This window comes from Amycolatopsis sp. NPDC059021 (assembly GCF_042739895.1).
Lineage (GTDB): Bacteria > Actinomycetota > Actinomycetes > Mycobacteriales > Pseudonocardiaceae > Amycolatopsis.
Map to the genome: position 1 here is coordinate 16,436 of NZ_JBHYIQ010000079.1, position 913 is coordinate 17,348.

Consider the following 913-nt stretch of genomic DNA (forward strand, 5'->3'; position numbering starts at 1 on the left):
TTTGTGTTGGGGGGGGGGGGGTTTTTTTTTTTTTATCCCCCGCGGGGGGGGGGGGGGTTGTTTTGGGGGGGGGGCGGCCCCGCCCCCCGCGGCATAACAGTCCACAGTGGAGCGATCAGGCGACCGCGGGGCTGACCTCCTCCGCCGGGGAGACGTCGGCCAGGATCGCCTCGCCCTTGGTCAGCCACGCGAAGCCGAACGCGAGGATCGCGGCCGTCTCCAGCCACAGCGCGGGATGCAGTGTGGTGGCGACCGGGAGCAGGCTGGTGACGACGATGAGCGCCAGCGACGCCAGGATCACCACCCCGGCGGCGACGTAGACGCGGTTGCGGTCGATCTTGCGCCGCGTCGGGTCCGCCTTGTCCGATTTGGTGAACAGGAACAGGCAGAAGAACGCGAGCGTCAGGAAGAACACCGAGGCGAACACGAGGTGCAGGACGCCCAGCACCCGGTCCGTCGACGTCGCGTGCGCGGGCGTGGTCGGGCACACCGCCAGCCCGATCGCGGCGACCGCGGCGAGGTTGCCCGCGACGTCGTCTAGGCGGCTGTAACCGTGGTAGGACAGCAGGAAGACGCCGATCGCGCACATGCCGCCGACGAACACGTCCCGCGTGGACGTGTAGTAGTAGCTGCTGATCGAATTCAGCAGCCCGCCGCCGTCGACGGCGAGTGTGCCGACGATGAGCAGCACCGGCAGCGCGAGGCCGATGACGCCGATCGCGCGGCGCAGGAACAGGTACGAGTGCACGAGGGTGGTCGACGGGGATGGGGTCGCCGGGGTCATGGGCCGCCTCCGAAGCCGTACGGGACATCCCCGCGGCCCCGGGGGGGGGGGGGGGGGCCCCCCCCCCCGGGGGGGGGGGTGGTGTTTTAGAAAAATGTTTTATGAGCACAACAAAAAAAAAACACAAAC

General features: G+C 68.6%; 1 protein-coding gene. It reads right to left on the reverse strand.

The window, feature by feature from the left end; genetic code table 11:
• Positions 1–115 precede the first annotated feature (115 nt).
• On the reverse strand, positions 116–784 hold the full coding sequence (locus ACFWX1_RS34845; RefSeq protein WP_378394037.1) for a DUF998 domain-containing protein: 669 nt from the start codon (positions 782–784) through the stop codon (positions 116–118).
• Positions 785–913: the final 129 nt, after the last annotated feature.